21 protein-coding genes are annotated in these 23,093 nt (G+C 73.2%); 7 read left to right on the top strand and 14 right to left on the bottom strand.

What is annotated here, in order from left to right; translation table 11 throughout:
* Positions 1-249 precede the first annotated feature (249 nt).
* Together SM450_RS29945 and ctaD are read left to right on the top strand one after the other, a co-directional pair.
* Positions 250-978 (top strand): ATP-binding protein, encoded by a 729-nt coding sequence (locus SM450_RS29945; protein ID WP_474623138.1) that lies wholly within the window; start codon positions 250-252, stop codon positions 976-978.
* A gap of 88 nt (positions 979-1,066) precedes the next feature.
* On the top strand, positions 1,067-3,034 hold the full coding sequence (gene ctaD / locus SM450_RS29940; protein WP_474623137.1) for an aa3-type cytochrome oxidase subunit I: 1,968 nt from the start codon (positions 1,067-1,069) through the stop codon (positions 3,032-3,034).
* An 87-nt stretch (positions 3,035-3,121) separates the two neighbouring features.
* Here ctaD and SM450_RS29935 read toward each other — a convergent pair whose 3' ends face one another.
* The 4 genes from SM450_RS29935 to SM450_RS29920 form a co-directional block, all read right to left on the bottom strand.
* Positions 3,122-4,255: a SigB/SigF/SigG family RNA polymerase sigma factor gene (locus SM450_RS29935; protein WP_474623136.1), complete on the bottom strand. Its 1,134-nt coding sequence runs from the start codon at positions 4,253-4,255 to the stop codon at positions 3,122-3,124.
* A gap of 233 nt (positions 4,256-4,488) precedes the next feature.
* Complete coding sequence (locus SM450_RS29930) at positions 4,489-5,904, bottom strand: hypothetical protein (protein WP_474623135.1); 1,416 nt, start codon at positions 5,902-5,904, stop codon at positions 4,489-4,491.
* Positions 5,905-6,279: 375 nt separating this feature from the next.
* Positions 6,280-8,037 carry a thiamine pyrophosphate-binding protein gene (locus SM450_RS29925; RefSeq protein ID WP_474623134.1) on the bottom strand — a complete coding sequence of 586 codons (1,758 nt, stop codon included), beginning with the start codon at positions 8,035-8,037 and terminating at the stop codon, positions 6,280-6,282.
* Entirely contained in the window at positions 8,030-9,154 is a 1,125-nt protein-coding gene (locus SM450_RS29920) for a baeRF2 domain-containing protein (protein WP_474623133.1), read from the bottom strand. Before SM450_RS29920 ends, SM450_RS29925 begins: the two co-directional genes overlap by 8 nt.
* 142 nt (positions 9,155-9,296) lie before the next feature.
* On the opposite strand from SM450_RS29920, the gene SM450_RS29915 reads away from it, so the two are divergent.
* Entirely contained in the window at positions 9,297-9,845 is a 549-nt protein-coding gene (locus SM450_RS29915) for a hypothetical protein (RefSeq protein WP_474623139.1), read from the top strand.
* Positions 9,846-9,892: 47 nt separating this feature from the next.
* Here the strand turns inward: SM450_RS29915 and SM450_RS29910 are convergent, their stop codons facing one another.
* On the bottom strand, positions 9,893-10,243 hold the full coding sequence (locus SM450_RS29910) for a DUF3817 domain-containing protein (RefSeq protein WP_474623132.1): 351 nt from the start codon (positions 10,241-10,243) through the stop codon (positions 9,893-9,895).
* Positions 10,244-10,466: 223 nt separating this feature from the next.
* On the opposite strand from SM450_RS29910, the gene SM450_RS29905 reads away from it, so the two are divergent.
* A complete protein-coding gene (locus tag SM450_RS29905; RefSeq protein ID WP_474623131.1) occupies positions 10,467-11,945 on the top strand; it encodes a glutamate-cysteine ligase family protein in 1,479 nt (492 codons plus the stop codon).
* Positions 11,946-12,000: 55 nt separating this feature from the next.
* Here SM450_RS29905 and SM450_RS29900 read toward each other — a convergent pair whose 3' ends face one another.
* The 4 genes from SM450_RS29900 to SM450_RS29885 all read right to left on the bottom strand — a co-directional run bounded on the left by SM450_RS29900 (position 12,001) and on the right by SM450_RS29885 (position 14,707).
* Entirely contained in the window at positions 12,001-12,612 is a 612-nt protein-coding gene (locus SM450_RS29900; RefSeq protein WP_474623130.1) for a DUF6518 family protein, read from the bottom strand.
* A gap of 56 nt (positions 12,613-12,668) precedes the next feature.
* On the bottom strand, positions 12,669-13,301 hold the full coding sequence (locus SM450_RS29895; RefSeq protein ID WP_474623129.1) for a maleylpyruvate isomerase family mycothiol-dependent enzyme: 633 nt from the start codon (positions 13,299-13,301) through the stop codon (positions 12,669-12,671).
* A 133-nt stretch (positions 13,302-13,434) separates the two neighbouring features.
* Positions 13,435-14,553, bottom strand: a complete 1,119-nt coding sequence (locus tag SM450_RS29890; RefSeq protein ID WP_474623128.1) for a helix-turn-helix domain-containing protein — start codon at positions 14,551-14,553, stop codon at positions 13,435-13,437.
* Entirely contained in the window at positions 14,543-14,707 is a 165-nt protein-coding gene (locus SM450_RS29885) for a hypothetical protein (RefSeq protein WP_474623127.1), read from the bottom strand. Before SM450_RS29885 ends, SM450_RS29890 begins: the two co-directional genes overlap by 11 nt.
* Before the next feature lie 223 nt (positions 14,708-14,930).
* Here SM450_RS29885 and SM450_RS29880 point away from each other — a divergent pair, with 223 nt between their 5' ends.
* From SM450_RS29880 to SM450_RS29870, 3 genes are all read left to right on the top strand, one after another.
* Positions 14,931-15,257, top strand: coding sequence for a hypothetical protein (locus tag SM450_RS29880; RefSeq protein WP_474623126.1), 327 nt, complete (start codon positions 14,931-14,933; stop codon positions 15,255-15,257).
* A 150-nt stretch (positions 15,258-15,407) separates the two neighbouring features.
* Entirely contained in the window at positions 15,408-16,286 is an 879-nt protein-coding gene (locus SM450_RS29875) for a hypothetical protein (RefSeq protein WP_474623125.1), read from the top strand.
* 40 nt (positions 16,287-16,326) lie between these two features.
* On the top strand, positions 16,327-16,833 hold the full coding sequence (locus SM450_RS29870) for an NUDIX domain-containing protein (RefSeq protein ID WP_474623124.1): 507 nt from the start codon (positions 16,327-16,329) through the stop codon (positions 16,831-16,833).
* 86 nt (positions 16,834-16,919) lie between these two features.
* Here SM450_RS29870 and SM450_RS29865 read toward each other — a convergent pair whose 3' ends face one another.
* From SM450_RS29865 to treY, 5 genes are all read right to left on the bottom strand, one after another.
* On the bottom strand, positions 16,920-17,723 hold the full coding sequence (locus SM450_RS29865; RefSeq protein ID WP_474623123.1) for a metallophosphoesterase: 804 nt from the start codon (positions 17,721-17,723) through the stop codon (positions 16,920-16,922).
* A gap of 83 nt (positions 17,724-17,806) precedes the next feature.
* Entirely contained in the window at positions 17,807-18,754 is a 948-nt protein-coding gene (locus SM450_RS29860; protein ID WP_474623122.1) for a TIGR03619 family F420-dependent LLM class oxidoreductase, read from the bottom strand.
* Positions 18,751-19,008 (bottom strand): MerR family DNA-binding transcriptional regulator, encoded by a 258-nt coding sequence (locus SM450_RS29855; RefSeq protein WP_474623121.1) that lies wholly within the window; start codon positions 19,006-19,008, stop codon positions 18,751-18,753. Before SM450_RS29855 ends, SM450_RS29860 begins: the two co-directional genes overlap by 4 nt.
* A gap of 53 nt (positions 19,009-19,061) precedes the next feature.
* On the bottom strand, positions 19,062-20,795 hold the full coding sequence (gene treZ, locus SM450_RS29850) for a malto-oligosyltrehalose trehalohydrolase (protein WP_474623120.1): 1,734 nt from the start codon (positions 20,793-20,795) through the stop codon (positions 19,062-19,064).
* Positions 20,792-23,092, bottom strand: coding sequence for a malto-oligosyltrehalose synthase (treY, locus tag SM450_RS29845; RefSeq protein ID WP_474623119.1), 2,301 nt, complete (start codon positions 23,090-23,092; stop codon positions 20,792-20,794). The genes treZ and treY overlap by 4 nt, the downstream gene beginning before the upstream one ends.
* Position 23,093: the final 1 nt, after the last annotated feature.

Genomic DNA, 23,093 nt, shown 5'->3' with positions numbered 1-23,093 from the left:
CATCCGCTGCCTCAAGCGCTACATCATCCGCGAGGTCCACACCGCCCTCCTCGCCGACTACACCGCCCTCACCACCCCTTGACATCCATAGGAGCATCCCGCGCACCGCAGCCGTCGGCCCGGTCGCCCTCGCGCGGCCGGGCCGGCGCTGCTGCTGACCTGCGGCGGAGGACTCCGAGGTGCCCTGTTTCGGTGGTCCGGGGCGCGGGTACGTCCGTAGTCCTCCGACGAGTTGGAAACGAGGGCCCGATGTCGACCCGGATCAGGTGCGAGGTCCGCGACGAGTCCCCGGTCACGGTCGTGCGGCTGGCCGGTGCGCTCGACCTGGGCACGACGCGTTCCGTGCACGAGGTGCTGGACCGCTGCCTCTCCGCGCAGCCGGACGCGCTCGTGGTCGACCTGGAGAGACTCGACGTCCTCGACCCGCTGGCGTTGTCCGTCTTCGCCGCGGCCTGCCGGCGGGCCGCCGACTGGCCGGCCGTACCGCTGGTGCTCTCCGCCCCGCCGTCGGCGGCGGCCCGGTTGAACGAGACGATCGCCTGCCGGGTGGTGCCGGTCCGCCGGGACTGCACCGAGGCGACCGCGCTGGCCGGCACGACCGCGTCGCCGCGGCTGCGGGCCCGGTTCGAGCCGGTCGCCGGGGCCTGCCGGCGGGCCCGGGAGCTGGTCACCGAGGCGTGCGGCAGATGGAACGTGCCGGAGCTGGCCGGGCCGACCTCGCTTGTGCTCAGCGAACTGGTCGGCAACGTGGTCCGGCACGCCGGCACGCCCATGCGGGTCACGCTCACGCTGCGCCGGCCGTACCTGCGGGTGGCGGTGATGGACGGCAGCCCGGCCGCCGCGCGGGCGGCGACCGGCCACGACCTGGCGGCCGAGGGGGGCCGCGGATTGATGCTGGTGCGGGAGCTGACCCAGCGGTGGGGCAGCACGCCTGTCGGCACCGGCAAGGTCGTCTGGGCCATGCTCCCGGCGAACTGACCGAATTCTCCGCTCTCGCCTGGTTTCATGGGCAGAGGGGTCGGGTACGCGCGCCCGTCCTGTCTGTCGTCACACGGGGTGAGATGCCATGCCCAAGCGGGTAGTCACGGATCCGGTACGAGACTCAGGGCCCGCGATCCTCGCGCCGGCCCGGTTCGGGGGGTATCCCGGCCCGGTCCGGGAGGCGACGAGGGGCAACTCGCTGTGGCGGTTGCTGCGGACCACTGACGCCAAGCTGATCGGCCTGCTCTACCTGGGCACGTCGTTCCTGTTCTTCCTGGTCGGCGGCGTGCTGGCGCTTGTGCTCCGGGCCGAGCTGGCGCGGCCCGGAATGCAGTTCCTCTCGCCGGAGCAGTACAACCAGATGTTCACCATGCACGGCACGATCATGCTGCTGCTGTTCGCCACCCCCCTGGTCTTCGCGTTCGGCAACTACATCGTGCCGTTGCAGATCGGGGCGCCGGACGTGGCGTTCCCCCGGCTCAACGCGTTCGCCTACTGGCTCTACCTGTTCGGCGGCACGATGGTGGTGGCCGCCTTCGTCACCCCCCAGGGCGCGGCGGACTTCGGCTGGACGGCCTACACCCCGTTGAGCACCGCCCAGCACAGTCCGGGCGTCGGCGCCAACATGTGGGTGGTCGGCCTGGCCCTCTCCGGGCTGGGCACCATCCTCGGCGCGGTCAACCTGATCACCACGGTCCTGACCCTGCGCGCGCCCGGCATGACACTGTTCCGGATGCCGATCTTCACGTGGAACCTGCTGCTCACCAGCCTCCTGGTGATCTTCGTGTTCCCGCTGCTGGCCGCCGCGCTGTTCGCGCTCGCCTCGGACCGGATCCTGCACTCGCACGTCTACGACCCGACGACCGGCGGGCCGATGCTGTGGCAGCACCTGTTCTGGTTCTTCGGGCACCCCGAGGTCTACATCGTGGCGCTGCCGTTCTTCGGCATCATCACCGAGATCATCCCGGTCTTCTCCCGCAAGCCGATCTTCGGCTACACCGGGCTGGTGCTTGCCACGCTCGCCATCACGGTGCTGTCGATGGCCGTCTGGGCGCACCACATGTTCGCCACCGGCCAGGTGCTGCTGCCGTTCTTCAGCATCCTCAGCTATCTGATCGCGGTGCCGACCGGCGTCAAGTTCTTCAACTGGATCGGCACCATGTGGAAGGGGCAGCTCACGTTCGAGACGCCGATGCTGTTCGCGGTCGGTTTCCTGGTCACGTTCCTGCTCGGCGGCCTGACCGGGGTGCTGCTGGCCAGCCCGCCTGTCGACTTCCACGTCACCGACTCGTACTTCGTGGTCGCGCACTTCCACTACGTGCTCTTCGGCACCATCGTGTTCGCGGCGTTCGGCGGGGTGTACTTCTGGTTCCCGAAGATGACCGGCCGGCTGCTCGACGAGCGGCTGGGCAAGATGCACTTCTGGACCATGTTCGTCGGCTTCCACGCCACCTTCCTGGTGCAGCACTGGCTCGGCGCCGAGGGCATGCCCCGCCGGTACGCGGACTACCTGCCAAGCGACGGTTTCACCGGGCTGAACGAGATCTCCAGCATCGGCTCGTTCGTGCTCGGCGCGTCCACGCTGTTCTTCATCTACAACGTGTGGCGGTCGTGGCGCTACGGCGCGCTTGTCACCGTGGACGACCCCTGGGGCTTCGGCAACTCGCTGGAATGGGCCACCACCTGCCCGCCGCCGCTGCGCAACTTCGACCGGATGCCACGGATCCGGTCCGAGCGCCCGGCGTTCGATGCCAAGTACGGCCCGCTCGTCGCCGATCTCGGCCGCGACCTGCCGCAACGCACCACCAAGCCGCCGCAGCGCCTCAGCGAGGAGTTCCACCACGTCACGCAGGAGCCGGAGTCGCCGGCCGCCGAGGGCGCGCACGGCGCCCGCGAGGCGGTCGACTACCAGCCCGCGCCGCAGTCCGGCGCCCGGCCGGTGGAGGTGCCGGAACCGGAGGAGGTGCGCCGCGCCAGCTTCGAGGAGACCGACGAGCCCGAGGAGCGACCCAACGACCGCTGGCGCCACCCGCGCGGACACGGCGACACCTGAAAGGAGGGGCCCCCGGTTAACGCCTCCGGTAGAGGAGGGGGCCCCGCTTAACACCGACGCCGAGGCGGCGGAAGCGCGGCGGACCGCTCAGTCGGCGGCCGGCAGGCCCGCTGCGGTGAGCGAGCGGCGCACCGCCGGCTGCACCCGGGTCAGCCGCAGCGGCACCCCGGTCCGGGCGGCGGCGTCCCGGCCGGCCATCAGCGCGGCGATCCCGCCGGCGTCGAAGCCGCCGGCGCCCACCAGGTCGACCACCACCTCGCGGGGCTGGCCGGTGACCGCCTCCAGCATCGCCCGGCGCAACTGGTCCGCTCCGGCCCGGTCGACCTCCCCGCCGACCTCGACGACCACCCGGTCGCCGTTCTGCTTCACCGAGATCCGGGCCTTGGCCGGCTCGGTCTCGGCGGCGCCGTTCTGCCACGGCGGCGGCGCGTCGGCGAGCATCGCCTGGCGCAGCCAGGTCAGCGCCCGGGACAGCAGGCGGGAGACGTGCATCTGCGAGATGCCGAACCGGGCCGCGATCTCCGCTTGGGTCTGGTTGCCGTAGAAGCGCATGGCGAGGATCCGCCGCTCCCGCCACGGCAGCCGGTGCAGCAGGCCGCTGATCGTCACCCGGTCGTCGACGGACTCCAGCGCGTTGTCGGACTCGCCCACCAGGTCACCGAACTCGGCCGAGCTCTCCCCGCCCACCGGCGCGTTCAGCGAGGCCGGGCTGTAGCCGGCGGCCGACTCCAGCGCGGCGAGGATCTCCTCCTCCGGTGTCTCCAGCCGCGCGGCCAGCTCGGCGACCGAGGGGGCCCGGGACAGCTCGCTGGTGAGCGTCGCCGTCGCCTGGCCCACCTCGAGGATCAGGTCGCGCAGCCGGCGCGGCACGTGCACGCCCCAGGTGCGGTCGCGGAAGTGCCGCTTGATCTCGCCGACGATGGTGATCGCCGCGTACGCGGTGAACGAGCCGCGCTCCGGGTCGTACCTGTCGACGGCGTTGACCAGGCCGAGGCGGGCCACCTGCTCCAGGTCCTCAAGCGGTTCCCCGCGGCCCCGGTAGCGGCGGGCCAGCCGGCCGGCGAACGGCAACGCGAAGCGGACCAGGTCGTCCCGCGCCTCCTGCCGCCGCTCGGGTGGCAGGCCCGCGATCCGGGCCGCGTACGCGAGCGCCGCCGCGTCCAGGTCCTCCAGTCCCCGCTCGGTGGTCGGTGGGGTGGGTGTGGTGGTCTGGCCGAACATCCGCGCCTCCCTCGCCGAAGTCCCCCGCCCGGTCGGAACCGGTGACGCGCGTGGTCGGACCACGCACCGGGTGAGGAAGTTGGGTTACGTGACGGAATACGTCGGAAGCGGTGGCTGCCCGCCGCGCGGCGTCGTGGGCCGTTTCGCGGCGAGCGGTCTTCCCGCTCCGTAGGTACTCAATCACGGTCCGGCGGATCGCGAGGATGTTTCGCCAGGTTGCCCGGCCGTCCGGGTCAGCAGACCAGCAGCCCCTGGTGGGCGCCCGCGTCGCGGAGCGCGGCCAGCGCCTCGGCCATCCGCAGCGGGGGCGGTACGGGCAGGTCGCAGGGCTGGTTGCGCAACACCTCCGTGACACGTCGGGTCGGTACCGAGGTGACCGGGTAACCGCGTGCCGCGCCCCGGTCCAGCGCCCGCCGCCGGCGCCCGAATCCGGCCACGGCCAGCCACTGGGGCAGGCCGGCGAGCGCCGGCGAGCGCAGCCCGGGCGGTTCGGGCAGCACGTCCACCGAACTGAACGGCTCGCTGCCGGCCAGCCACCACTCGGCCCCCTCCACCCGGCGGCGGGTGGCGTTCTCGCACCAGTAGGGCACCAGGCCGGCGCGAAGCACCTGCCCCGGGTCGAGTAGCCGGCCGCACTCCACCACCAGCCGGTTTCCGGTTTTGCCGGCCCGGCGCAGCCAACGCCGGTAGAGGTCGGCGGTGGCCGCGCTCAGCGCGTCCGGCTGCGGGACGACCACCCGGTGCAGGGGATGCCCGTGCTCGTCACCCCACTCCCGCGCGCCGTGCTCGAAACCGGACTCCACGCCGTGCTCGGCGAACGCCGCCGACACCGTGACCTCGGGCGACGTCCAGCGCGTCTCGTCGCCGCCGGCCGCGCGCAGCACGTGGCGCAGCGCGCGGGCGTCCGGGTGGAAGTCGACCGGGTCGAGGCCGCTGGCCGGGCAGCCGGCCTGGAAGCTGTGCCCGGCGCCGTCGTCCCGCACCGGCCACGTGCGCGCGTCGTGCAGCAGCAGCACCGGCGCCGCCGGCTCCAGCCGGTCGGCCAGGAACCGCGCGTACGCCCCGGGCAGAGCCCGCCAGCGCGCCGCGAGGGTCACCGTGGCGCCTGCCGCCACGCCCCGGCTGGCCGGGCAGTGCACCTGCCGTACGTGCACCCGGGGGTTGCCGGCGAGCAGCCGGCCGGCGAGCGCCGCCCCGTGGTCGAGCGCGGCGTCCGGGCGGTCCACCGCGCCCCGGCCCCACTGCGCGGTGAGTTCGAAGGCCGCGGGCAGCCAGGGCATGCCGAGCGCCACCGCGAGGTGGGCCGCCGCGCCGTGCGGAGAGCCGAGCACCGCTCCGGGCCAGTGGCGCTCCGGATACTGGCCGACGAACCATTCGGCCACCCGCTCGGCGTCGACGCGGGCGACCTGGGCGGCGGTGAGCGCGGCCCGGCCGGCGGCGCGGGCGGTGGCGGCGCGGCGCACCGGCTCGGGCGTACCGGCGAGGCGGGCCAACGGGCCCGGGTGGCCGAGGTCTCCGCAGTCGTCACCGCGCAGCGCCCGGGCGGTCGCGGCGACCAGGATCCGGGCGGCGCTGCCCGCCGTCACCACCCGTTCGCCGGGCAGTCCGGCGTCGACCGCCGGCGCTCGCTTGCCTCGTTCGCTCACCACGCGGCCCGGCTTCCCGTCCCTCTGGGGTCTAAACGGGGCATCTCCCCACGGCGCGGACCAATGCCTGGTCGGGTGTTGTCGCGCCGCTGAACCGCCGTCGCGGGCGCAACGGCACGGCGGTGCGGGTTCGGGTCGGGGCGGGACGGGCCGCTGTGCCGGTGCGCGCAGTTAAGGAGGGGCCCCCGCTTAACGCTCTCGGTAGAGGAAGGGGCCCCGCTTAACACCTCAGGCGGCGAGGATGCGCTCGGGCGGGCGCAGCGAGGACCCGCCGGCGGACCAGGCGGACAGCACGTGGGTGGCGAAGCGGCGATCGGTGGTGGACAAATCGGGACCCCCGGGACGGACGCCTGGTCGCAGTGCCCCGTCCGGGTCCGGCTAGACGAGGTCCTCCGCCGCGATGGCCTCGGTCTGACTCACCCGCTCCCGCACCCGGCGGGCCGCCTCCCCGTCGACCATCAGGCCGCGCAGGTCGGCCAGGGCCGGCTCGGGCACCTCAAGCGGCACGGTCGGATCCACCACCGCCTCCAGCACGCTGGGCCGGTCGGCCGCGAGCGCCTCGTCCCAGGCCGCGCCGATGAGGTCCGGCCGGTCCACCCGGACGCCGTGCAGCCCGAGCAGCCGGGCCCACCCGGCGTACGGCACATCGGGCCGCCGGTCGACAGGCAGGCCGGGCGGGCGCCCGTCGCCCACGCCGGACTGGTCCCGGTTGTTCAGCACCAGCACGACCAGCCGGGGATCGGGCCACCTGGTCCAGTGGTGCGCCACGGTGATCAGCTCGGTCAGGCCGTTGAGCTGCATCGCCCCGTCGCCGAGCAGCGCGAGCACCGGCTGGTCCGGCTCGGCCAGCTTGGCGGCCACCGCGTACGGCAGGGCGCAGCCCATCGAGCCGAGCGTGCCGCAGAGCCGGGCCTGCACGCCGGGCGGCAGCTCCAGGTGCCGGGCGTACCAGTAGACGACCGAGCCGATGTCGACGGCGACCGCGGCGCGCGCGGGCAGCCGGGCGGACAACTCGCGGAGCACCAGTTGCGGGTTGAGTGGCTCGGCCGGCGCGGCGACGCGGTCGGCGGCGACGGTCCGCCACCTGTCCACCGCGTCCTCCACCACGCGGCGCCACCTGGCGTTGGGCCGGTCCGGCACCCGGGCCAGCAGCGCCCGCAGCGTCTCGGCGGCGTCGCCGACAAGCGGCACGTCCACCGGGTAGCGGGCGCCGATCCGCCGGCCGTCGACGTCGATCTGGATGGTGCGCACCTGCCCCGGCATCGGGAACCAGTCCGTCCAGGGGTCGTTGGTGCCGACCAGCAGCAGGGTGTCGCAGCCGCCCATGAGCTGCGCGGCGGCCGGGGTGCCGACCTCGCCGAGCACGCCGGTGTGGAACGGCAGCCGCTCGTCAAGCACCGGCTTGCCGAGCAGCGACGTGGCGACGCCCGCGCCGAGCCGGTCGGCGAGCGCCACGATCTCCCCGGCCGCGCCGTGCGCGCCCTGCCCGACAAGCATGGCCACCCGCTGTCCGCCGCCGAGCAACGAGGCGGCGGCGTCCAGGTCGGCGTCGTGCGGCAGCACCCGGGCCAGCGGCTCGCCGGGCGTGGCGGTGACCACGCCCGCGGTCTGCGGCAGCAGGTCGGGCACGGGCATCACCTGCAACGCCCGCGGCAGCACCACACAGGTCGGGCTGCGGGTCGCCACCGCGGTGCGGAACGCCTGGTCCAGCAGCGCCGGCACCTGGTCCGGGCGGCGACCGTAGCGGAGGAACTGGTTGCACACGTCGCCGAAGAGCCGGCTCAGCCCGATCTCCTCGTGCGCCCCGCCGAGCGGCCCGTCGATGTCCTCGCCGATGATCGCCACCACCGGCTTGCTGTCCAGCTTGGCGTCGTAGAGGCCGTTGAGCAGGTGCACCGCGCTGGGACCCTGCGTGGCCAGGCACACCCCGACGCCGCCGGTGAACTTGGCGTGCCCGGTGGCCATGAAGGCGGCGGTCTCCTCGTGCCGGGCCGGCACGAACGCCGGATCGCCGCCCGCGTCGACGAGCGCGGACACAAGCGGGGCGAGCGCCGCGCCGGGGTAGCCGAAGGCCCGCGGCACCCGCCAGGCCCGCAGCCGCTCGACCACCAGGTCGGCGACGGTACGGTCAGCCATCGTCCCGCCCCGGGGTGCCGGCGTCGACGTAGCGCAGCACCGCGCCCACCCCGTCGGTCAGCTCCGGCGCCTCCTCCGGCGCGAGCACGGTCAGGTCCGCGTCGGTGCCGATCAGCGCGCGCAGCAGCGCCGCGTCGGCGCGTACCCGCTGGGGGTCGGCCACCGACATGTCCGCCAGTTGCGTCCGGTCGGTGGCGATCTCGGTCGGCTCGGGGCCGACCCACAGCTCGCCGTCGGCGGACGGGGCGTCGACGAGCAGCATGGTGTCGACCTGGTTGCGTTGCAGCGCGGCGACCACCGCGTCGAGCCCGGCGCCGACGTCCTCCTGCACGCCGAACCGGTCCAGCGCGGCGGCGACGCGCCGGTCGGCGACCTCGGCCACGGTCTGCACGGTGAGGTCGTCCATCAGGGTGTCCTCCGCGCCGCCGGCCCGGGAGCCGGCGTCGGTGCGGACCAGCACGTCCTGCCAGCGTTCCGGCAACTGGGCGGCGATCATGCCGGTGGCCCGGATGTCGCCGGCCACCACGACCACGTCGGCGCCGACCCGCTCGGCCAGGTCGGCGGTGGCCGCGGCGGCGTCGCCGGCGTTCTGGTGCCACGCCTCCATGGCGGCGCGCTGGTAGCGCGACTGGGACCAGCCGCCAGGCTGCACCCGGCGCAGCCGGCGGCTCTGCCGGCCCTTCACCGTGGCCCGCCGGGGCACCCCGCCGGCGCTGACCGCCATCGCGTCCGCGCCGGCCCGGTCGGCAAGCACCCGCACCCAGGCCACCTGCTCACCGCGCTGGGCGACGAGCGGCATGGTGTGCGGCAGCGCCGCCCAGGTGCCCAGGTCACGCAGCGGCGGCGCGGAGAGGTACTCGGTCAGCACCACCCGGCCCCGGCTGGCGAAGACCGCGATGCCGTAGTCGCCGGGCATCGGCTCGTGCCGGCGGACCACCTCCTCCACCGCCTCCACGGTGACCTGGTCGGCGCCCTGGGCCAGCAGGTCACCCTTCAGTGCCCGCCAACGCAGGTCGACCTGCGGTCGGGAGTCGTGGGTGTCACGGGAGGCGTCCAGGTAGACCGAGCACCAGGGCCCGGGACGGTCGTAGAGCGGGCGCAGGAAGGACAGCTGCATGCTCGACCCCTTTCCAGCTCGGCCGCACGCATACCCGCGCCCCGGCCGATGTCACCTTCCGCGCGCCGGGGCGTGACCGCCGTTCATTCACGTCGTTCAACCCGAAGGATCGATACCATCTGTGCACGGAACGGAACTCTCGGTGGTGAACATGGACACGGAGCTACAGGCCCGGCGCGTCGCCCGTCCGACGGAACGCATCGTCACCGGGCGCCTGGTCCGGCTGATGGAGGGCTACGCCCGGGAGGTACGCGTGGGCCAGCCCGTGCTGGTCGCGGTGCTGACCGCCGCCGGTGTGGTGGGGCTGCTGCTGCGGGTGGTCCGCGCGTTGCTCAGCAGCGGCGGCGGGGGCGCGAAGCGCAGCTTCAAGGAGTTGAAGAAGGGGCCCGAGTTCCTGGTGACCCCGGTGCGGGTGCGCGACACCGTCGACCGGCTGGTCGAGGTGGAGCTGCACGGCCACCTGCCGCAGAGCGCCCTGCACCCGGGCGACCACGTCCAGCTCACGCTGCGGGCGCAGCGCGACCCGGACCTGCCGCCCCGGATCGAGCGGATCGTGAACCTGACCACCGGGCAGTTGCTCACCCCGCGCACCGCGACCCTCTGGTCGCACCTGGGCCCGGCGCTGCTGCTCCAGGCGATGCTGGGCGCCGTCCTGCTGCTCGCCGTCGCCGCCTGCTCCGCGTTGACGTGAAAGGCGGGGCCCCCTTTTAACGCTTTCGGTAGAGGCGGGGCCCCCGCTTAACAACCACCGACGCCGGTGAGCGCGCGCTCGGCGGGGGCGGCTACGGGGGTGGCGAGCAGGCCGCGGCGGCGGGCCCAGCGCTCGAAGACCACCGTGGCGAACGGCGGCACCGCGCTTACCAACGCCAGCCCGGTCTGCGCCAGCGACCACCGGCACCGCCGCGCCACCACGAGGACCAGCAGCCCGTACGCCACGAAGAGCGCGCCGTGGATCGGGCCGAACACCTGCACGCCGATCTCGTTGCGCGGCGGGCCGTACTTGACCGCCATGCCGGCAAGCAGCGCCGCCCAGGAGCATGCCTCGGCGATCGCCGCCGCCACGAACGCCCGAATCCACCCGTCGCGCATCAACCACTCCCCGTACGCCGTCGGCGGCCATGGTAGCCGGCCGGTCGCCGGCCAGGTGTTAAAAGGGGGCCCCGCCTATGCCGGAGGCGTTAAGCGGGGGCCCCTCCTTACGCCGCAGGCGTTGGCTGGGGTGGGACGGGGTACAGGAAAGGTCCTTCGGACCTTTTCCCGGCCGGCCGCTCCGTGCGAGGTTGGGGGAACCAACGGTGACAGGGCGGTGACCATGGGCGAGGACGTCGGCGTACGCACCTTCAGCCGGGAGGATCGGGTCCGCTACCGGGAGAAGGTACGGCGGTGCCTGGACGTCTTCGCCGAGATGCTGCGGGAGTCCCGGTTCGACGTGGAGCGGCCGATGACCGGCCTGGAGATCGAGCTGAACCTGGTCGACGACAGTTTCGACCCGGCCATGCGCAACGCCGACGCGCTTGAGGCGATCGCCGACGAGGCGTTCCAGACCGAGCTGGGCCGGTTCAACGTGGAGATCAACGTCGCGCCGCGCCGGCTGGCCGGCACCGGCACGGCCCAGTTCGAGGAGCACGTCCGGGCCAGTCTGAACGCGGCCGAGGCCAAGGCCCGTACGGTGGGCGCGCACATGGTGATGATCGGCATCCTGCCGACGTTGCGCCCGGAGCACCTGACCGCCGCCACGCTCTCCACCAACCCCCGGTACGCGCTGCTCAACGAGCAGATCCTCGCCGCCCGTGGTGAGGATCTGCCGATCTCGATCAGCGGGGTGGAGCGGCTGGCGACCACCGCCGACTCGATCACGCCGGAGGCCGCCTGCACCAGCACCCAGTTCCACCTCCAGGTCTCCCCGCCGCAGTTCGCCGACTACTGGAACGCGGCCCAGGCGGTCGCCGGGATCCAGGTGGCGCTCGGCGCGAACGCGCCGCTGTTCTTCGGCCGGGAGCTGTGGCGGGAGACCCGCGTGCCGCTGTTCCAGCAGGCCACCGACACCCGGGCGGAGGAGATCAAGGCCCAGGGGGTACGCCCGCGGGTGTGGTTCGGGGAGCGCTGGATCACGTCGGTGTTCGACCTCTTCGAGGAGAACGTCCGCTACTTCCCGGCGCTGCTGCCGGTGTGCGACCCGGAGGATCCGGCGGCGACGCTCGCGAGCGGCGGCGTGCCGAAGCTCGCTGAGTTGCGCCTGCACAACGGCACCATCTACCGCTGGAACCGGCCGGTCTACGACGTGCTGCGCGGCCGGCCGCACCTGCGGGTGGAGAACCGGGTGCTGCCGGCGGGTCCGACCGTGCTGGACACGGTGGCGAACGGCGCGTTCTATTTCGGCCTGGTCCGGGCGCTCGCCGAGTCGGACCGTCCGCTGTGGTCGCAGATGTCGTTCAGCGCCGCCGAGGAGAACTTCAACGTGTGCGCCAGGCACGGCATCGACGCCCAGGTGTTCTGGCCCGGGTTGGGCTACCTGCCGGTGACCGAGCTGGTGCTGCGCCGGTTGCTGCCGATGGCCCATCAGGGGCTGGACCGGTGGGGCGTGGACCCGGCCGAGCGGGACCGGCTGCTCGGCGTCATCGAGCAGCGCTGCCTGACCGGCCGCAACGGCGCGACCTGGCAGGTGGAGACGCTGCACCGGTTGGAATCCGCCGACCACCTGGACCGGCCGGCCGCGCTGCGCGAGGTGGTCCACCACTACGTCGATCTGATGCACAGCAACCGCCCGGTGCACGAGTGGCCGATTCCCTGAGCGGGCCGCCCTTCCGTATCCGAAATAACCGGCATATCACCCGCACCGCGGAGGGTCAACCGCCGACAGCGCCGAACACCACAACGCCCAGGGCGGCAAGCGGGAGCGCCACCGCCGCCGCCTGCACCCGCACCCGGGCGGAGCGGCCGACCAGCACCAGCAGCAGCGCGGCGAGCCCAAGGTCGATGGCGACGTTCCACCACGCCCCGGGGTAGTAGCCGGTGCGGGCCCGGTCGGCGAAGCGCAGCGCCTCCTCGACGAACACCGCCGCCGGCAACGCGATCGCCACCACCCGCCGCCACCCGGTTGACCGCGCCCAGACGCCGGCGACGCCGAACACCACGCCCGCGAGCACGCCGAACGCCATCCAGACAAGCGAACTGGGCGCCCAGATCACGGCCAGGTCGTCGCCCTGGAGGAGCGTCGCGGCCAGGTAGTAGCTGGGCACGGCGACGACCAGCAGGACCACGCCCGCCACGGCCGCCCGCAGCGCGCCCGCCCGGACCCACAAGCCGAGCGCGAACGCGGCGACCGCCCAGGTGGCGGTGGAGTTGCCGAGTTCGGCGAACGGGTACGGCACCCGCGTGATCCAGACGAAGTCGAGGAAGCCGAGCAGGAAACCGGCGACGGGGGCGACGAGCGCCAGGACGCGACGTGCGGGCGGCATGACGGCGAGCATACTCAGTATGCGGTCCCGCGCGTCAACGGACCCCGACGGCACGGTCAAGCCGGCGCGCAGCGCTCCCGCAGGATGGACACGCCGGGCCCGGTGAGGTCGTCGCAGTACGCGGCCCGCCCGGCCATCGCCATGGTCAACGCCAGCGTGGTGCCGCTGACAAGCGGGCCGGTCCCGGCGTGGAACGGCCCGTCGGTCGCCTCCACCCGCAGTCCCGCCACGGCGGTGCGCCCGGCCACCGTGAAGTCCCGCGCCGCGAAGAGGCGGGCGACAGGCGTGACGGCCTCGACCGGCGGCGTACGGTCGAGGCCGAGTGGCCGCCGGATGTCCTGCGCGTGCACGACCACCTCACCGAGCCACGCCTCGGTCGGGCCGAACGTCGACGTGGTGCTGCGCACGATCCGGCGGAACCGGGCCAGGGTCTCCCCCGGGTCGGCGCCCCGGTGCTCGGCCAGGCGGCGGTCGTTGTGCCTGTCGAAGTCGAACCGTGCGCCCAGCACGCTTGCGAGCCAGCGGGCCCGGCCGAGGCTCGCCGCCGCCGTCAGGTGCGCGACCACGTCCTCCACCGTCCACCGGCCGCACAGCGAGCGCCGCGCCCACTGGGCCGCGTCGAGTCCGGCCAGGTCGTCGGCGAGGGCGGCCCGCTCAGCGTGCGCGAACCCCCACAGTTCCTCGGACATGCACCCTCCAGATATTCGAGCCGTCCCCCCAAAGACCACCCCAACCCCACAAACTCATCGCCCCCGGCCCACACCCTCAATGCCGTGATCATGAAGTTGACGGCGATGTTGATCTCCGCCGTTGCCGCCAACTTCATGATCGGCGCCGGGGAGCGGGGTTGGGGGTGGGGGTGGGTGGGCCACGTCGGGGGGCGCGGGCGATCTCGGCGACGACGGTACGCGCCACCGGCCGTAGCCGAATCTCGGCCGGCGCGATCCCGTCCGCCTCCACCACCGCCCGGCCGGCCCCGCGCAGGTCACCCGCCTGGAGGTACGCCCGCGCGGCATCCAGCAGGTAGGCGGCCCGAAGTTCGGCCGGCAGCCGCCGCCACGCCTCCCGTCGGAGCATCCGCTCATGTCGGTACACCGCCTCCTCCACCTCGCCCGCCTGTGCCGCCGCCACCACCCGCGCCAGCTCGACGGCCATCGACCCGAAGCCCGCCCGCTGCGACTCGTCCCCGAACGTTCGCCGCGCGGCCACCTCGGCGGCCCGATCCAGCAACTCGCCCGCGCGACGGGACTCGCCACAACCGGCGGCGGCGAGCGCGGCCTGGATCAGCACCGGTCCGCACGTCCCATCCACCGACACGGCGGAGACCGTCACGGCGAGCGCCAGCCGATCCCGGCCGAGCGCCCGCAGCGCCTCCCCCACCGACGCGACGGCGGTCGCCACCAGCACCGGATCGCCGCCCGCCCCGGCCACCGCCCGGTCGGCGGCCAGCCAGCCCAGGTCCGCCTCCCCCAACTTGACCAGCACCGATGAGGCGGCCCGATACGCCTGCACCAGCAGCTCCGGCCCGGCGCCACGTAGACCCCGCGCGGCGTCGAGCAACCCCGGCAGCAGGAGCACCGCCTGCGCGTAGTGGGCGTGCTGGTAGGTGAGCCACGCGTACGTCACCTGCCGCCGCATCTCGGCGGGCGTCAGCACGTGCCGGCCGACGTCGTAGCGGGCGAGCGCCGCCCAGATCCCGTCCACCCCGACCGACGCACCCGCCGACGGAGGGGCGGCCTCGCCGAGCAGGACCGACGGCTCGACCCGCAGCACGTCGGCGATCTGCCGGATCATCGAGTACCGGTCCAGCCGACGTATTCCCCGCTCCACCTTGTCCACCCAGCTCTTCGACCTGCCCAGCCGGTCGGCAAGCATCTGCTGGGTCAACCGGCGGCGCACCCGCCACCGGGCGACCCGCCTGCCGATCGGTTCACCGGCCACGCCGCCACCGCCGGTCCGGCACCGCCCGCGTGGTGTCGTCGACGGGTACGCGCTCCGCCTCGGCCTGTTCCAGCAGCCGCCGCCGCGCCGCCTCCCGCTCGGCCGCCTCAATCTGCTCGCCCCGGCTCGCCGGTTCATCGACCCGATCCCGCATACTCACCTCCGTCGACAGGCGACGGAGACCTCACACGAATGGGTCGCCATCGCATCCGACCCCAGCGAAGTCGCCTACGGAAAGCCAGAACAGCCGGTGGCACAGGTGCGGCATTGCCTGCCCGACCACAAGGTTGCGCAGGGTTGCGCAGGACCAACGATGACGGTGCCATCTCATAGGCTTGCCGCTAACGGCATTGGTTCGATATCCGGAGGTAGAAACCATGGCGCGGCCTGTCACCAATGCAGCACTCGACAGGCTGCTGCATGCCGCGAACTACGGCCATGCTCACGCAGCCTTCGCGCGCCAACTCAATCACGCCGGCAGCCGGTACGGTGCCTGGCGTTACGACGCCGCGAGCGTCTACTGGTGGTTGCGTGGCCGACGTCCCGCCGACCACGTCCAAGTGACCATGGCCAGCGTGATCGCCCGGAAGGTCGGCCGTCCCGTGGCCTTGACGGAGTTGGGATTCAACGACGCCTCTCTCGCCGTGAGCACCACGTACCCCACGTCCGCTGAATCCGCGATCGATTCCGTCCAACGGCTGTAGGCAGTCCTCGCCATTCGATCCGAATCCCCATCCGGCGAAGGCTTCGAAGGTGGTGCCGCTCTCCAAGCGGCGCTCGCCTGGCGATACGACCTGCCGGACGAAATCGTCGTCGGCACCGGCCAACAGCCGGTCACCGCGGCCGATATCCAGATGCTGCACGTTCTTGCCGACCACTTTCTCGATCTCGACCGCCGTAACGGCGGCGGCTCCGGCCATGCCCGAGCGCTCATGGCCGATCTTCTCGTGCGCCAGGTCACCCCTATGTTGCGCGGTACGTACACCGACGCAGTCGGTCGCGACTTCATGCGTGCAGTGGCGACGCTCTCCGGGCAACTCGCATTCATGTGTTACGACGCGGGCGATCACGGCGTTGCCCAGCACCATCTGACCCTCGCTCTACGGCTCGCCAAGACCACCAACGATCGGCTGTTCGGTGCCCACCTGCTGGCCAACCTCGCCACTCAGGCCGTTTATCTCGGACACGCACGGGACGCGGCCCGGCTCGCCGAGGCGGCAATCGATGGCGCAGGCCGCGCCCCTGCCTCCGTCCGTGCCCGGCTCTACAGCACCGCTGCGAGCGCTTACGGCGGGTCGGGAGAGAAGCGTGCGTGTCAGAACGCGCTCGCCAAGGCTGCACGCGCCATCGATCGCTCGGGCTCAGCGGGGGAGCCTCGTTGGGTCGGTTACTTCACCCCGGCCCATTTCGCCGGCACCGCGCTCCGGTGCCTGAGCGACCTCCGCCTCTATCGCCAGGCGTTGCGGCATGCCCCGGACGCGATAGCCCTCGCCGCGCCAAACGCTCGCACCCGCGCCCTGCACGCCGCGCTCATCGCCACCACCCATGCCCGCGCAGGAGATCTGGACGCGGCCTGCGACTGGGGCCGAGAACTGGCCCAGCACGCCCAAGGCGTTCAGTCGGCACGTGTCGCGCGTCGCGTCAGTGAACTCACGCATGCGCTCAGCCAGCACCGGGCAAGCCACGAAGTCACACAGCTTCTACTGACTCTGAGGGCTTCCTCGCCCAACTAGCGCCCCGTCACATCGAGACACCTCCGCTACGGTCATTGGCGTGACCTGGACGGACCCCGCCACCTGGTACGCGACTCTGCCCGCATTTCACGCCGCCGCAGCCGCCCTCATCACCGATCCTGTGGGCAGAATTCTCCTCGTCAAGCCCACCTACCGCGACCACTGGGTCTTCCCGGGGGGCTACGTGGAGGAGGGCGAGTATCCGCACCACGCATGCGCACGCGAGGTGCGGGAAGAGCTGGGCCTCTCTGTCCTCGTGGGCGATCTGCTCGTCCTGGACTGGGCACCTCCCAGCGGAAGCCGGCCACGAGCGATCATCAGCTTCACCTTCGACTGCGGTGACATAACCGGCACGGACGACATCACCCTTGCCAGCCAGGAGTTGGAAGATGTCGCCTTCGTTTCTCCCGACGAGGCCGAGCAGCGCCTGCCCACCAACGTCGCTCCCCGAGTCGCAGCGGCCAGGACCGCCCGCACTCGGCACACCCTGGCCTACCTCGCCGACGGTGCCCCACCGCGGCAGCGGGAGAACTCCGCGGACGATTGACCACCCTCAGGGATTCGTCGCCGCACGGTCGGACTCGCGCGGAGCGCGCAGAAACCGCCGGACCTCACGCGGTTCGCGGGTGGGCGTCAGGCGAGCCGGGTGAGCAGGATGCGGCCTCCCTCGAACACCCCGCCGTCGATGGCGACGACCCGACCGTCGGCATAGCGCAGCGCCTCCCGGACATCCGACGGCGCCACCCCGAAATGCTTGGTGAGCGTGCTGTGCCCGTGCACGAGCACGTCGCCGCCGAGCGCGCGCAGCATCGCCGACACCGCGTCGTCCGGCCGCGCCGGCTCGGCCCCACGAAACGCGCCCCGATCGCTCATCCGCCCGCAGAACTCCCGCCACTCTGCGCTGTCGGAGGAGGTCATGGACACCGCCACGGCCGCGTTGATGGCCTCGACGTCCGACCCGAACTCCAGGTAGCGCGCGGTGTCGGAGTGGACGAGCACGTAGCCGTCGACGACCGCGACGGCGGGCAGGCTCATGATCCAGTCGACGTGCTGCGGGGTAAGCCTGGCGAGGTCGTCCTCGCGTCCGCCGAACCGCGCCCAGCCACCCCGGAAACCTCCGGGCTGGTCCCAGCCGCTGACCGGCGCGGCGCCGAACCGGTGCGCGGCGAGCAGTTGCGCCTCGTGGTTGCCCAACAGCGCCCGAACCTCGCCGCCGGCCGTTGCGGCGGCGGCGATCAGCCGCCGCACGTCGTCGATCACGCCGATGCCGTCCGGGCCGCGATCGACGTAGTCGCCCAGGAACCACAGTCGGGCCGGCCCCGCGGACCACTGCCCGGCACGGTCGACGAGCCCTTCGTCGCGGAGCGCGCTGCGCAGCTCGGACCGGTGCCCGTGGACGTCCGCGACCACGTACAGCGGAGTCTTCGATGGCGGCATCGGCCAACCCTATCCGCGGGGCTGCCCGCCCGGTGCCCCGTGAACTCGCCGCGCTCGCACGGTTTCTGGCCCGAGCCGCGCCGTCACTGACGGGCACGCCCTCCCGTTGCTGGCGGACCAGCCGACGGTAGGGCCGGACCGGCCGTGGCGCCCACCCGGGGCAGAACCTCGTGGGCCAGCCACTCCGACACCTCGCCCATCAGGCGACCGTCGACGGGAATCCACAGCGAGCACATCGACACGCCGGCCTCGGCCAGTTCGCACAGGTCGTCGACGATGGCGTCGGCGGTGGCGTCGGGTCCGCCGAGCAGCCGGCCCGGCGCGGGCCGGACCGCCGGCATTCCGGGTGGCACCAGGAACCCGACCGTGCTGATCTCGATCGTCGCCGGGTCACGACCCGCGCCGGCCGCCACTTCCTCGATCCGGCGCCGGACCCCACGCGCCTCGTCGTGGCTGATTCCGGAGCCGTGCCAGCCGTCGCCGAACCGCACCGCACGCCGCAGGGCCGCGTCGCTGTGTCCGCCGACCCAGACCCGGGGGCCGCCGGGTCGGTACGGCGAGACGCCAAGGGTCACGTCACGGAGAGCGGCGAACCTGTCGTCCAGCTCCGTGGAGGCACCGGACCAGAGTGCCTTCATGATCTCAAGGCTCTCGTCGGTCCGCCGGCCCCGCAGCCGGATCGGCACCCCCAGCGCGTCGAACTCCCGTGGGTTCCACCCGGTGCCGACAGCCACCGCCAGCCGACCCGCCGACAGGACGTCAAGCGTCGCGAGTTGGCTGGCCAGCACGACGGGCTGGTAGTACGGCAGGACCAGCACGCTCGTCGCGATGCCGATCCGGGTCGTCGCGCCGGCGACCGCCGCCAGCAGCACCACCGGATCGAAGCCGGCGCCGTTCGGGTTCGCCAGGACGTGGTTGGCCATGAGCACGTGGTCCAGGCCGATCCGTTCGGCGTCACGCGCCACGCTGAGCATGGCGGCGCCGGCGGCGCGCGGCCACGACTGCGGTTCGAGGGAGAGCCCGAATCTCATGACCCCGCACCGCCGTCCGCCATCGCCGTCCGGGTCGCCTCGACCTGTCGGACGAGCCGCCTCCGCAACTCCTGCAAGGCGGCGATCCGCCGGTCGAGGGGGACCGCCATCGACTCGTCGTACTCCCGATAGCCGTTGACGGCACGACGCGCGGCGATGAGGCCCCGCTGTTCGTAGTAGCGCACGGCGCGGGCGCTGACGCCGCACCTGCGAGCCAGTTCGCCGACGCGCATCTCGCTCATTCCTTCACGCACGGGGTGAGGCTAGAACGTTGACACCTACGTCAACGTCAACCCGGCGGGCTCGGTCAGAGTGAGACGATCGCCGCGCTCTCGGCCGGCAGTTGGAGGCCGTCGCGCATCACCGTGACCCCCTCGGAGGTGGCGAGCAGCACCCGGCGCACCACCCCGGGCAGGTTGACCCGTTGCGGCCGGTCGGCCAGGTTGGCCACCACGAGCGTGTCGCCGCGCCGCATCACCAGGAACTGGTCGCCGTGGCGCACCTCGACCCGGTGCAGCCGGGGGTCGGACAGGTCGGGTCGGGACTTGCGCAGCGCGATCAGCCGCCGGTGGAACTCGTACATCTCGCGGTGTTCGGGTTTGTCCAGCTCGGCCCAGTCGAGCCGGGACCGCGCGAACGTCTGCGGGTCCTGCGGGTCGGGCACGTCGTCGGTGGCCCACCCGTGCGCGGCGAACTCACGCCGGCGGCCGGTGGCCACCGCGACCGCCAGCTCCGGCTCGGGGTGGCTGGTGAAGAACTGCCACGGCGTGGTCGCGGCCCACTCCTCCCCCATGAACAGCATCGGGGTGAACGGCGCGGTCATCAGCAGCGTGGCGCCGACCCGCAGCATCCCGGCCGAGAGGGTGGCGGAGATCCGGTCGCCGGTGGCCCGGTTGCCGATCTGGTCGTGGTTCTGGAGGTAGGCGACGAACCGGTGGCCGGGCGTGCGCTGCCGGTCGACCGGGCGGCCGTGGCTGCGGTGGCGGAAGCTGGACCAGGTGCCGGCGTGGAAGAACGCGCCGGTCAGCACGTCGGTGAGGCATTCCAGCGAGCCGAAGTCGGCGTAGTAGCCCTGCCGCTCGCCGGTCAGCAGCGTGTGCAGCGCGTGGTGGGCGTCGTCGTTCCACTGGGCGTGCAGGCCGTAGCCGCCGGCCTCGCGCGGGGTGATGAGCGTCGGGTCGTTCAGGTCGGACTCGGCGATCAGCGACAGCGGCCGACCCAGGGCGGTGGACAGCGACTCGACCTCGGCGGCCACCTCCGCCAGCCAGTGGGTGGCGCGGCCGTCGGGCATCGCGTGCACGGCGTCCAGCCGCAGCCCGTCGATGTGGTAGTCGCGCAGCCACATGAGCACGCTGTCGACGATGTAGCGGCGCACGCCGTCGGAGTGCGGGCCGTCCAGGTTGACCGTGCGGCCCCAGGTGTTGCTCTGCTCGGCGAGGTAGGGCGCGAACCGTGGCGCGTAGGCCCCGGAGGGCCCGAAATGGTTGTAGACGACGTCGAGGATCACCCCCAGGCCCTTGGCGTGGGCGGCGTCCACGAACCGTTTCAGCCCGTCCGGCCCGCCGTAGGGCTCGTGCGGCGCATACCAGCAGACCCCGTCGTAGCCCCAGTTGTGCTCGCCGTTGAACGCGTTGACCGGCAGCAGCTCGACCAGGTCGACACCGAGGTCGACCAGGTGGTCGAGCTTGGCGACGGCGGCGTCGAACGTGCCCTCCTGAGTGAACGTGCCGACGTGCAGCTCGTAGAGGACACTGCCGGGCAGTTGCCGGCCGGTCCAGGCGCGGTCGGTCCAGGCGAACGCCGACTGGTCGTACACCCGGCTGGGGCCGTGCACGCCGGCCGGCTGCCAGGCCGACCGGGGGTCGGGCAGCGCCTGCTCGTCGTCGTCGAGCAGGAACGCGTAGTCGGTGCCCGGCCCGGCGTCCGGCGCCTCGACCCGCCACCAGCCGTCGCGCCCGGGACGCATGTCGTGGTCGGCGGCGCCGGGCCGGCGCAGCCGCACCCGGGCGGCCTCGGGCGCCCACACCGTGAATTCGGTCATGCGGCGACCTCCGCTGGGTCGGTGGGTGCGAGGAGGGCGACGGGACAGGTGCTCAGCAGATCATCCAGGAGCAGCTCAGCACCACTGTAGACCCGACCGGTGAACACGTCTGTCACACCGTGAACGGGAAGTGACAGGGCCGTGTCCCGCCAGCCGCCGGCGCGGGCCAGCCGCAGCGGCAGCCGGGTCGCCACCGCGATCGCGCCGCCCCGGTCGAAGGCCACCGCGTGCGCGGCGGCCGGGCCGCGCGCCGGCGCCGGCCGGTAGCCGGTGAACAGCTCCGGGTGGTCGCGGCGCAGCCGCAGCGTGCGGGAGACCACGAGCAGCTTGGCCGCGCCGTCGGCGGCCACCGCCGGCTGCCAGCCGGCGTCGAGCCGGGCCAGCATGTCCCGGCGTACGGCGAAGTCGACCGGGCGGCGGTTGTCCGGGTCGACGAGCGAGTTCTCCCACAGTTCGGTGCCCTGGTAGGTGTCCGGCACGCCGGGCATGGCGAGCTGCACAAGCTTCTGCCCGAGCGCGTTGGACCAGCCGGCCGGGGTGATCTCGGCGGCGAACGCGGTGATCTGGGCGTGCAGCTCCGGGTCGTCGTACATCCGGTCGACCAGGGCGTGCATCTCGTGCTCGAAGGCCGGGTCGGGGTCGGCCCAGCTCGTGCTCACCGACGCCTCCCGGGCGGCCTTCTCGGCGTACCCGTGCAGGCGGTCCCGCTCGATCGGCCAGGCCCCGACGGCGGTCTGCCAGAGCAGGTGGGCCAGCGCCGGGTCGGCAAGTGGCGCCCGGGACATCCAGTCGGCGACCCGCTCGGCCCAGCGGCCGGGCATCTCGCTCAGCACCGCCAGCCGGGCGCGGACGTCCTCGCCGCGTTTGGTGTCGTGGGTGGAGAGCGTGGTCATGCTCGCCGGCCAGCGCACCTGGCGGGCGGTGGCGAAGCGGTGCAGCTCGGCCGGGGGCACGCCGAAGTGGGCGGGGCTGCCGCCCACCTCGTTGAGCGCCACGAACCGGCTCCACCGGTAGTAGGCGGTGTCCTCCACCCCCTTGGCCATCACCGCACCGGTGAGCTGCGGGAACCGGGCGGCCAGCTCGTGGCCGGGGTCGCGGAGCCGGGCGGTGACCTGGTCCAGCACGCCGGTCAGGTCGGGGCGGCGGCGGCCGGCCTCGCTGCGGGCGGCGGCGAGATGCCGGGCGCCCTCGGGCGGATAGCCGCGGTAGACCGGGAAGCAGGCGGCCAGCTCGGCCAGGGCGGCGCGGACCTGCTCGGCGGGCAGCTCGGGCACGAGCGCGGCGAGGCGGGTCAGCTCGGCGGCGAGCAGCCGGGTGGCGGCTTCGAGCTTGGTGGCGTGGGTCAGGTCCTCCCAGGAGGTGTGCCGGCCGGTGAGCCGACCGTCGAGCGTGGTGAAGTCCGGTTCGGCGGCCGGGTCGACGAAGAGCCCGCTGACGGCGGCCAGCGCGTCGTAGCCGGTCGTGCCGTCGACCGGCCAGTCCGGCAGGTCCTCGCCGTACTCCAGGATCTTCTCCACCACAAGCCAGTGGTCCGGCGCGGCGGCGCGCACCCAGGCCAGGTAGCCGGCGGGGTCGCGCAACCCGTCCGGGTGGTCCACCCGGATGCCGTCGACGTCCCCGGCGTCGACCCAGCGCAGGATCTCCGCGTGGGTGGCGTCGAAGACGCCCCGGTCCTCCACCCGCAGCCCGGCCAGGTCGGAGACGGCGAAGAACCGGCGGTACGTCAGCTCGGTGTCGCCGCGCCGCCAGTTCACCAGCTCGTAGCGCTGCCGGTCGTGCACCTCGCGGGGCGTGCCGTCACCGGTGCCGTCGGCGACCGGGAAGCGGTGCTCGTGGTAGCGCAGTTCCCCGTCGACGAGTTTGAGGTCGTCCAGGGCGTCGGGTGCGTCGGCGAGGACCGGCAGCAGCAGCCGGCCCCGGTCCCAGTCGACGTCGAACCAGTCCGCGTACGCCGAGTCGCGCCCCCGCCGCAGCACGTCCCACCAGGCCGGGTTGGCCGCCGGCCGGGCCACCCCGGCGTGGTTGGGCACGATGTCCACGACCAGCCCCAGCCCGGCCGCGCGCAGCGCCCGGACAAGCCGCTGCCGGCCGGCCTCGCCGCCCAGCTCCGGGTTGACCGCGCGGTGGTCGACCACGTCGTAGCCGTGCGGCGAGCCGGGGGTGGCGGTGAGCAGGGGCGCGGTGTAGAGGTGGGTGACGCCGAGCGCGGCCAGGTAGTCGGACAGGTCGGCGGTGTCGTCCAGGTCGAAGCCGGGGCGCACCTGCACCCGGTAGGTCGAGCGGGGGGTTTCGGGCATG

It is taken from the genome of Micromonospora marincola, from assembly GCF_056150385.1.
The sequence above is the reverse complement of the archived record's forward strand: the minus strand, read 5'-3'. Positions and strand labels throughout refer to the sequence as shown.

Coding starts and splice junctions, on each gene's coding strand:
- SM450_RS29880 (WP_474623126.1), top strand. CDS start 14,931: ATGGCGCGGCCTGTCACCAATGCAGCACTCGACAGGCTGCTGCATGCC.
- SM450_RS29885 (WP_474623127.1), bottom strand. CDS start 14,707: ATGCGGGATCGGGTCGATGAACCGGCGAGCCGGGGCGAGCAGATTGAG.
- SM450_RS29920 (WP_474623133.1), bottom strand. CDS start 9,154: ATGCAGCTGTCCTTCCTGCGCCCGCTCTACGACCGTCCCGGGCCCTGG.
- treZ (WP_474623120.1), bottom strand. CDS start 20,795: ATGACCGAATTCACGGTGTGGGCGCCCGAGGCCGCCCGGGTGCGGCTG.
- SM450_RS29860 (WP_474623122.1), bottom strand. CDS start 18,754: ATGAGATTCGGGCTCTCCCTCGAACCGCAGTCGTGGCCGCGCGCCGCC.
- SM450_RS29910 (WP_474623132.1), bottom strand. CDS start 10,243: ATGCGCGACGGGTGGATTCGGGCGTTCGTGGCGGCGGCGATCGCCGAG.
- treY (WP_474623119.1), bottom strand. CDS start 23,092: ATGCCCGAAACCCCCCGCTCGACCTACCGGGTGCAGGTGCGCCCCGGC.
- SM450_RS29935 (WP_474623136.1), bottom strand. CDS start 4,255: ATGTTCGGCCAGACCACCACACCCACCCCACCGACCACCGAGCGGGGA.
- SM450_RS29865 (WP_474623123.1), bottom strand. CDS start 17,723: ATGCCGCCATCGAAGACTCCGCTGTACGTGGTCGCGGACGTCCACGGG.
- SM450_RS29875 (WP_474623125.1), top strand. CDS start 15,408: ATGCTGCACGTTCTTGCCGACCACTTTCTCGATCTCGACCGCCGTAAC.
- SM450_RS29925 (WP_474623134.1), bottom strand. CDS start 8,037: ATGGCTGACCGTACCGTCGCCGACCTGGTGGTCGAGCGGCTGCGGGCC.
- ctaD (WP_474623137.1), top strand. CDS start 1,067: ATGCCCAAGCGGGTAGTCACGGATCCGGTACGAGACTCAGGGCCCGCG.
- SM450_RS29945 (WP_474623138.1), top strand. CDS start 250: ATGTCGACCCGGATCAGGTGCGAGGTCCGCGACGAGTCCCCGGTCACG.
- SM450_RS29895 (WP_474623129.1), bottom strand. CDS start 13,301: ATGTCCGAGGAACTGTGGGGGTTCGCGCACGCTGAGCGGGCCGCCCTC.
- SM450_RS29900 (WP_474623130.1), bottom strand. CDS start 12,612: ATGCCGCCCGCACGTCGCGTCCTGGCGCTCGTCGCCCCCGTCGCCGGT.
- SM450_RS29905 (WP_474623131.1), top strand. CDS start 10,467: ATGGGCGAGGACGTCGGCGTACGCACCTTCAGCCGGGAGGATCGGGTC.